The organism is Streptomyces sp. SID10853 (assembly GCF_010548145.1).
Classification (GTDB): Bacteria; Actinomycetota; Actinomycetes; order Streptomycetales; family Streptomycetaceae; genus Streptomyces.
Genome location: NZ_JAAGLN010000287.1, coordinates 1 through 8,082, shown reverse-complemented (window position 1 = coordinate 8,082; position 8,082 = coordinate 1). Strand labels below are relative to the sequence as shown.

Sequence of the window (8,082 nt, the reverse complement as noted above, 5' to 3'; positions counted from 1 at the left end):
CACCCGCCCCGCGCGCCCGGGGCGGGTGCGCCGGTCGCGCCTCGGGTGCGCCGGTCCCTGTGGTGGCGCCGGGTGGTGCCACCACAGGTCGCGGGCCGGGGCGCGGGACCGATGTCCGGCGCCCCGGCCCGTGGTGGCTCATCCGGTGTTGCGCAGTCCTGCCGCGACGCCGTTCACGGTGAGGAGCAGGGCCCGTGCGAGGGTCGGGTCGGCTTCTTCGCCGCGTTCGGCCGCTGCGCGCTGGCGGGCGAGCAGGGAGACCTGGAGGTAGGAGATCGGGTCCAGGTAGGCGTCCCGGATGCCGAAGGTCTGCTGGAGCACCGGGTGGGAGTCGAGGAGCTTCTGGCCGCCGGTGACGCGCAGGACTTCCTGGACGGTCAGGTCGTGTTCGGCCTCGATGTCGGCGTAGACGTGCTTGAGTTCGTCGGGCACGAGGGTGTCGACGTAGTGCTTGGCGATCCGCAGGTCGGTCTTGGCGAGGGTCATCTCGACGTTGGAGATGAAGTTCTGGAAGAAGTGCCACTGTTCGTGCATTTCGTCCAGGACGGTGTCGAGGCCGGCTTCGCGGAGGGCCTTGAGGCCGGAGCCGACGCCGAACCAGCCGGGGACGATCTGGCGGGACTGGGTCCAGCCGAAGACCCAGGGGATGGCGCGCAGTCCGTCGAGCGAGACGCCCGAGCCGGGGCGGCGGGAGGGCCGGGAGCCGAGGTGCAGGTCGGCGAGCTGGTCGACCGGCGTGGAGGCGAGGAAGTACGTCGGCAGGTCCGGGTCCTCGACCAGCTTGCGGTACGCGGCGTGCGCGGCGTCGGAGACGACCTCCATGGCGGCGTCCCAGCGGGCGAGTGCCTCGTCGGACTGGCGGGGCGCGGTGTGCAGCGCGGATGCCTGGAGGGTGGCTGCGACGGTCAGTTCGAGGTTCTCGCGGGCGAGTGCGGGGACCAGGTACTTGTCGGAGATGACCTCGCCCTGTTCGGTGACCTTGATCTCGCCTTCGAGGGTGCCCCAGGGCTGGGCGAGGATCGCGTCGTGGGAGGGGCCGCCGCCGCGGCCGACGGTGCCGCCGCGGCCGTGGAAGAGCCGCAGCCGTACGCCGTAGCGGTGGGCGACGTCGCGCAGCCGGCGCTGGGCGCGGTGGATTTCCCACTGGCTGGTGGTGATGCCGCCGAACTTGGAGGAGTCGGAGTAGCCGAGCATGACCTCCTGGACGTCGCCGCGCAGGGCGACGAGGCGCCGGTAGGAGGGGTCGGCGAGCATTTCGTCGAGGATGACGTCGGCGGCGCGCAGTTCGTCGGTGGTTTCGAGGAGCGGCACGATGCCGATCTTGGCCCAGCCGCCGTGCAGGTCGAGGAGTCCGGCTTCGCGGGCGAGTACGGCGGCGGCGAAGACGTCGTCGGCGCCCTGGCACATCGAGATGATGTAGGACTCGATGACTTCGGGGCCGAAGCGTTCGAATGCCTGCTTGATGGTGTGGAAGACGCCGAGTGTCTTCTCGCCGTCGGCGTCGAGGGGGGCGGGGCTGGGGGCCAGCGGGCGCCGGGACCTGAGTTCCTTGGCGAGGAGCTTCTGCCGGTATTCGCGGGGCATGTCGGCGTAGCGCCAGGATTCTTCGCCGAGCCGGTCGAAGAGCTGGCCGAGTGCGTGGTGGTGGGCGTCGGCGTGTTCGCGTAGGTCCATGGTGGCGAGCTGGAGGCCGAAAGCGGCGAGGGTGCGGATGGTGCGGTCCATCCGGCCGTCGGCGAAGAGTCCGCCACGGTGGTCGCGCAGTGATGCCTGGATGAGGGTGAGGTCGCTGAGGAGCTCGGAGGTGCCGAGGTAGTCGCGGCCGACGCGGTGCGGGGTGCCCTTGGCGAGGCGTTCGCGGGTGTTGACGAGCTTCTGCCGGATGCAGGTGGCCTTGAGCCGGTAGGGCTCTTCGGAGTTGAGGCGCTTGTAGCGGGGGCTGATCTCGGGGAGGCGTTCCAGGTCGAGCTGGAGGGAGTCGAGGAGTTCCTGGGTGGCGCCGGTGTAGCGGATGGAGTTGGAGAGCAGGCCGCGCAGGTAGTCGACGAGGTCGATGGCGTCGGTGATGCCGTGTTCGTGCTGGAGGATCAGCACGTCCCAGGTGACGGCGGGGGTGACGTTGGGGTTGCCGTCGCGGTCGCCGCCGATCCAGGTGCCGAAGGTCAGCGGGCGGGTGCCCGCGGGCAGCTCGACGCCGACGCGGTCGAGTTCGGCGGCGAGGTCTTCGAGGACGTCGCCGACGGCGCCCGCGTGGAGTTCGTCAAGGTAGTAGATGGCGTTGCGCGCTTCGTCCGCGGGTTCGGGTCGTACGACGCGCAGTTCGTCGGTCTGCCAGATGAGGTCGATGCTCTCGGCGAGGCGCAGGTCGTGGCGGCGTCGGTCGGCCTCGATGACGGGTGTTTCCAGCAGTTCGGCGATGCGGCGCAGCTTGTTGAGTACGGAGCGGCGTGCGGCTTCCGTCGGGTGTGCGGTGAAGACGGGCCGTACGTTGAGGTTGCGTACGGTGTCGCGCAGGTGGTCGGGGTCGGCGTCCTTGAGCCGGTCCGCTGTGCGGGCCAGGAGTCCGCCTTCGGCGGCCCGTACGGCGCGCATCTCGCGGCCGCGGTGTACCTGCTCGGTGACGTTCGCCAGGTGGAAGTAGGTGGAGAAGGCGCGCACCAGCTTGGCCGCTGTCTCCAGGTCGGTGTCTCCGAGCAGCTCGGCTGCTGCTTCGCCGTCCTCGCGGGTGAGGGCGCGGACGCGCTCGACGAGTTCGAGGAGTTCGGGGCCCTCCTGGCGTACGAGGGTCTCGCCCAGCAGATCACCGAGACGGCGGATATCGGCGCGCAGCTCGGGGCTGGCGGTCGGGTTGGGGGTCAGGTCGGCACTGCTCACAGGTGCGGCTCCTTGCAGTGTTGGCACGACTGGCAAAGGGGGTCTGGGTGTCATTCCCAGAAGTCACAGAACGGACCGCGCTGTCCGACGACACGCACACAGGATAGGTGTCCGGTTGTCCGGCTCGCCGGGGCGTCCACGGCCCTCTTGCCGCGAGGCTGCTCGCTGACATACTTACGAGGCCGTAGGTTACGGAACCGTAGCCGGGCATCAGCCGCATTCCTCACCCCACGGGGGACGTCCTTATGACCATTGGTCCCGATCTGATCGACGACGCCCAGACCCCGACAGGACCAGCCATCCCCTCCGCGACGCTGGGCGGGGACAGCAAAGGTTCCGTGGAGCAGTTCGGTCTGCTGCTCTTCATCATCGTGCCGTTCCTCGCTCTGGTCGCGGCGGTGCCGCTGGCCTGGAGCTGGGGCGGTGTGAGCTGGCTCGATCTGGGTCTGCTCGTGGTGATGTACTACGTCGGCTGCCATGGCATCACGATCGGTTTCCACCGGTATTTCACGCATGGCGCTTTCAAGGCCAGGCGTCCGCTGCGCATCGTGCTGGCGATGATGGGTTCGCTGGCCGTCGAGGGGCCGCTGGTCCGCTGGGTGGCCGATCACCGCAAGCACCACAAGTTCTCCGACGCGGAGGGCGACCCGCATTCGCCGTGGCGGTACGGCGAGACCTTCCCGGCCCTGCTCAAGGGGTTGTGGTGGGCGCACATGGCCTGGATGTTCGACGAGGAGCAGACTCCGCAGCACAAGTACGCCCCGGATCTGATCAAGGACCCGGCGCTGCGCTGGATCTCGCGGAACTTCATCTACTGGACGGCTGTGTCGCTGGCGATCCCGCCGCTGGTGGGCGGTCTGGTGACGATGTCGTGGTGGGGCGCTTTCACGGCGTTCTTCTGGGGTTCGCTCGTGCGGGTGGCGCTGCTCCACCATGTCACCTGGTCGATCAACTCGATCTGTCACGCGGTGGGCAGGCGGCCGTTCAAGTCGCGTGACCGCTCGGGCAATGTGTGGTGGCTCGCGATCCTGTCCTGCGGGGAGTCCTGGCACAACCTGCACCATGCGGACCCGACGTCCGCCCGGCACGGTGTCCTGCGCGGCCAGCTGGACTCCAGCGCGCGTCTGATCCGCTGGTTCGAGCAGCTGGGCTGGGCGTACGACGTGCGCTGGCCCTCGGCTTCCCGGATCGATGCCCGGCGCAAGAGCGAGCTCACAGAAACGGCATGATGACAGACGTGGCGATCGAAGGCAGCAGTACCAGCGGTGGCAAGAACCGCCCGCCCGCGGCCCGGCGTGCGCGCCGGGTCCGTATGACCGGGAAGGAACGCCGCGAGCAGCTGCTGGACATCGGCCGCACCCTCTTCGCCGAGAAGGGGTTCGAGGGCACGTCGGTGGAGGAGATCGCGGCGAAGGCCGGGGTGTCCAAGCCGGTGGTGTACGAGCACTTCGGCGGCAAGGAGGGCCTGTACGCGGTGGTGGTCGACCGTGAGATGCGTCAGCTGCTCGACCTGGTGACGGGTTCGCTGACGGCCGGCCACCCGCGTGAGCTGTGCGAGCAGGCGGCTTTCGCGCTGCTGGACTACATCGAGGAGTACACGGACGGCTTCCGCATCCTGGTGCGGGACTCTCCGGTGGCCCAGTCGACGGGTACGTTCGCGTCGCTGATCAGCGATATCGCCACCCAGGTGGAGGACATCCTGGGGATGGAGTTCAAGGCCCGCGGCTTCGACCAGAAGCTGGCCCCGCTGTACGCGCAGGCGCTGGTGGGCATGGTGGCGCTGACGGGCCAGTGGTGGCTGGACGTCCGCAAGCCTCCGAAGGCGGAGGTGGCGGCGCATCTGGTGAATCTGGCGTGGCACGGCCTGGACGGTCTGGAGCCGAAGCCACGACTCATAGGCCACCGGAAGGGTTGATGGTTCCGGTTCCGGCCGTGGTTCGCAGGCCGGAGCGTCACCCGTTGTGATGACTCATGTGGTTTTCGGTCGCTACCGTCTGGCTGGTCGAGACGACCGGCGAGAGCCGGCATCCGGTGGTGCGGGTGTACGAACTCGATCCGGTGACCAAGGCGTACGCGCTGACCGGTATCCACCACGACCAGCTCGAGCTCGGTGTCCCGTACGGCCTGGGCATCGATATCACGAAGGACGCGCTCGATCGGCTCTGACCGGCTCGGGGAAGGCGTCAGGCCCTGGTGATGTCCTCGCCGATGGCGAAGCCCTTCGCCGGGCCCTCCTGGATCACCGCGTCCGAGCCGTACGGGACGCGGTGTTCGTCCGTGTAGACGGCCTTCTTCGCGTCGGGCGAGGTCAGCAGGACGACCGTGCCGTCGCCGTCGTGGTCGTCCACCACGATGTGGAGCGGGATGCCCGCGCGTGCGTACTCGCGGCGCTTGCGGATCCTGTCCCGCTGCTCGTTCTGCCTGCCGGGTGAGACCACCTCGACGACCGCCGACACCCCGGCGGCGTCGACTCCGAGGCCGTCCTCGTCGGGGATCTCGTCCAGATCGACCGGGGCGATGAAGATGTCGGGGATCCAGGACTTGTGGCGGTGGATGACGTTCGCGTCCTGGTGCGGCACGTGGTCACCGCCCGCCAGGTGAGCGTCGAGCGCCCGTCGGATACGGCTGATGAGCACGGCATGACGCCGACGACCTGTAGGTGACACCTCGATGGACCCCTCGATGATCTCGGCCCGGTAGCCCTCGGGGAGATCCATGGCTTTCCACGCCTGCCAGAGGACCTCGTCCAGGTCGGAGACCGGGTCGTCGTCCACAGCCGGGGAAACCTCGTGTGCGAGAGCGGTCATCGTGAAGCACCTCCTCCATCAGTGTGGGCGCGGGCGCCACAGCGGCACAAGCGACACCGCCAAGTTAGGCAGCGCGGTACCCCGGTGCGCACGGGATGCGGTCTGATCATCCGAAAGGGTGAGGTCAGGCCACCGGCTCCAGGAATTCGATGCGGTTACCGGCCGGGTCCCAGGAGTAGAAGCGGCGGTGGCCCGGCAGGTCGCCGTCCCACTTCACCTGCGCGCCGTGTGCTTCCAGCCGTTGTGCGTACGCCTCGATGCCGGTGACGCGCAGCGCCGGGTGGGCTTTCGCCGAGGGGCGGTGGTCCTCTTCCATGCCGAGGTGGAGCTGGACCGGGCCCGCCTGGAACCAGCAGCCGCCCCGCGCGGCGAGGGGCGGGGGCTTGGGGATCTCCGTCATGCCGAGCGCCTGTGTGTAGTAGGCGCGGAGTGTGTCCTCGGTGCCGGGTGGGGCGGCGAGCTGGACGTGGTCGACGGCGGTGATCATCGGGTGTCCTTCCGGGCGACGGCGAAGATGCGGCGGAACGGGAAGACCGTGCCGTGCGGGCCGGGTGGGTATGCCTCGCGGAGCAGGTCGCGGTATTCGGTGAGGAAGGCGGCCGTGGCCTCCTCGTCGTCGGCGAGCGCGGTGAGTACCGGGCGCAGGGCGGTGCCCTTGACCCAGTCGAGGACCGGGTCGTCGCCCGTGAGGAGCTGGAGGTAGGTGGTCTCCCAGATGTCCGTGGTGCAGCCGAGGCCGGTGAGGCGGGAGAGGTAGGCGGCGGGCTCCAGGACCGCTCCCGTACGGTCGCCGACGCCGGAGAGCCGGGATTTCCAGCGCGGGGATTCGCGCAGTGCGGCGAGGATCGTGTGGCTGGGTGCGGTGAAGTTGCCCGGCACCTGGAAGGCGAAGGTGGCGCCGGGGGCGAGGGCGTCCAGCCAGTCGGGGAAGCGGTCCGCGTGGCCGGGGACCCACTGGAGCAGGGCGTTGGAGACGAGCAGGTCGTACGGCTCGGCCGGGGTCCAGGTGGTGGCGTCCGCGGGGGCGAAGCCTAGGCGGGGGCCCGCGTACCGCTGGGCCTCCGCCAGCATCTGCGGGGAGTTGTCGAAGCCGGTGATCCGGGCGTTCGGCCAGCGGTCGGCGAGCAGGGCGGTGACGTTTCCGGCGCCGCAGCCGAGGTCGGCGATGGTGGCAGGGGTGCCGGGGATACGGGCGAGGAGGTCGTGGAAGGGGCGGGTGCGGTGGTCCGCGTGGCGCAGGTACTGGCGCGGATCCCAGGTGGGTGCGGTCATGGGGTCAGCATTCCCCGGAAATTCTCTCGATGTCAAGATAGTTGCGATCGAGATAGTCGACACCAAGAGACTTCATGTCGACAGACCCTCTACACTGATCCACATGGAGGATGAGGTCGACCGGCTGGTAGCTGCATGGCGTCGCGAGCGCCCCGACCTCGACGTGGAACCACTTGAGGTCCTGAGCCGCGTATCCAGGCTGGCGCGCCACCTCGACCGCGCCCGCAGGCTCGCGTTCTCCGAGCACAGTCTGGAGCCCTGGGAGTTCGACGTCCTGACGTCGCTGCGACGTGCGGGCGATCCGTACCAGCTCTCCCCCGGACAGCTGCTGACCCAGACCCTGGTCACGTCGGGCACCATGACCAACCGCATCGACCGGCTCGCCACCAAGGGGCTCGTCGAGCGGCTGCCCGACCCCAGTGACCGGCGCGGAGTGCTGGTGCGGCTGACCGACGAGGGGCGCGACCGGGCCGACCAGGCGCTGGCCGGGCTGCTCGCCCAGGAGCGCGCCCTGCTCGCCGAGCTCTCCCGCACCCAGCGCGGCGAACTGGCCAGCCTGCTACGGCAGTTGACCGCCCCGTTCGACAACATCCCCTAGGCCCTTTCCGGTCGGTCCGGTCGGATCGGGCCCGGCAAGGACCGGCGGGACAGGTCCTGGCTCCGCAGGCCCGACTCCCGCCCGTCTCGCCAGGGCGACCGCGGCCAGTGTGGAGTGCACTCCGAGCTTTCCCAGCACGTTCTGCATATGCGTACGCACGGTGTGCGGGGAGAGGAAGAGCCGCTCCGCCACCGCCTTGCGGCCGAGCCCCGCGACCATGCACCGCAGCACCTCGCGCTCCCGGGGCGTCAGCGCCTCGACCAGCAGCTCGCCCTCGGAGCGGTGCCGGTGGGCCGAGGTCAGCTCCCGCAGGACACCGGTGAGCAGTGCGGGCGGCAGGGGGGCCAGCGGGGCCATGGAGGCCGGTGCGCCGGGGAGCGGGACGACGGCGTCGGTGTCCGCGGTGTCCAGGGCGCGCATGGCGCGGTGGGCCGCGTAGTTCTCCTCGGCGGGGCGGTGCGGCAGCAGGATGGCCATCGTCGCGTACGCCTGGCGGCCGTGCACCACCGTGAGCGACTCGTGCGGGTCCAG

General features: G+C 69.7%; 8 protein-coding genes and 1 pseudogene. 4 read left to right on the top strand and 5 right to left on the bottom strand.

Annotated elements, in window-relative coordinates:
- Positions 1-138: 138 nt before the first annotated feature.
- The gene (ppc, locus tag G3I19_RS32300) at positions 139-2,874 is read right to left on the bottom strand and encodes a phosphoenolpyruvate carboxylase (protein WP_164267270.1); all 2,736 of its coding nucleotides are present in this window, start codon (positions 2,872-2,874) and stop codon (positions 139-141) included.
- Positions 2,875-3,119: 245 nt separating this feature from the next.
- Here ppc and G3I19_RS32295 point away from each other — a divergent pair, with 245 nt between their 5' ends.
- The 3 genes and pseudogenes from G3I19_RS32295 to G3I19_RS32285 form a co-directional block, all read left to right on the top strand.
- Positions 3,120-4,103 (top strand): fatty acid desaturase, encoded by a 984-nt coding sequence (locus G3I19_RS32295; RefSeq protein ID WP_164267269.1) that lies wholly within the window; start codon positions 3,120-3,122, stop codon positions 4,101-4,103.
- On the top strand, positions 4,100-4,789 hold the full coding sequence (locus tag G3I19_RS32290; protein WP_203600799.1) for a TetR/AcrR family transcriptional regulator: 690 nt from the start codon (positions 4,100-4,102) through the stop codon (positions 4,787-4,789). The genes G3I19_RS32295 and G3I19_RS32290 overlap by 4 nt, the downstream gene beginning before the upstream one ends.
- An 80-nt stretch (positions 4,790-4,869) precedes the next feature.
- Positions 4,870-5,040, top strand: a pseudogene (locus G3I19_RS32285) (Uma2 family endonuclease); the annotation flags it as partial.
- A gap of 17 nt (positions 5,041-5,057) precedes the next feature.
- On the opposite strand, the gene G3I19_RS32280 reads toward G3I19_RS32285, so the two are convergent.
- The 3 genes from G3I19_RS32280 to G3I19_RS32270 all read right to left on the bottom strand — a co-directional run bounded on the left by G3I19_RS32280 (position 5,058) and on the right by G3I19_RS32270 (position 6,953).
- Positions 5,058-5,681 carry a Uma2 family endonuclease gene (locus G3I19_RS32280; protein ID WP_164267268.1) on the bottom strand — a complete coding sequence of 208 codons (624 nt, stop codon included), beginning with the start codon at positions 5,679-5,681 and terminating at the stop codon, positions 5,058-5,060.
- Positions 5,682-5,805: 124 nt separating this feature from the next.
- Complete coding sequence (locus G3I19_RS32275) at positions 5,806-6,168, bottom strand: VOC family protein (protein WP_164267267.1); 363 nt, start codon at positions 6,166-6,168, stop codon at positions 5,806-5,808.
- On the bottom strand, positions 6,165-6,953 hold the full coding sequence (locus G3I19_RS32270) for a trans-aconitate 2-methyltransferase (RefSeq protein ID WP_164267266.1): 789 nt from the start codon (positions 6,951-6,953) through the stop codon (positions 6,165-6,167). The genes G3I19_RS32275 and G3I19_RS32270 overlap by 4 nt, the downstream gene beginning before the upstream one ends.
- Before the next feature lie 103 nt (positions 6,954-7,056).
- Between G3I19_RS32270 and G3I19_RS32265 the strand changes: the two genes are divergently transcribed.
- A complete protein-coding gene (locus G3I19_RS32265; RefSeq protein ID WP_164267265.1) occupies positions 7,057-7,551 on the top strand; it encodes a MarR family transcriptional regulator in 495 nt (164 codons plus the stop codon).
- Here G3I19_RS32265 and G3I19_RS32260 read toward each other — a convergent pair.
- On the bottom strand, positions 7,513-8,082 hold a 570-nt coding region (locus G3I19_RS32260; protein ID WP_239074977.1), incomplete at its 5' end, for a LuxR C-terminal-related transcriptional regulator. The two genes, G3I19_RS32265 and G3I19_RS32260, sit on opposite strands and share 39 nt — an antisense overlap.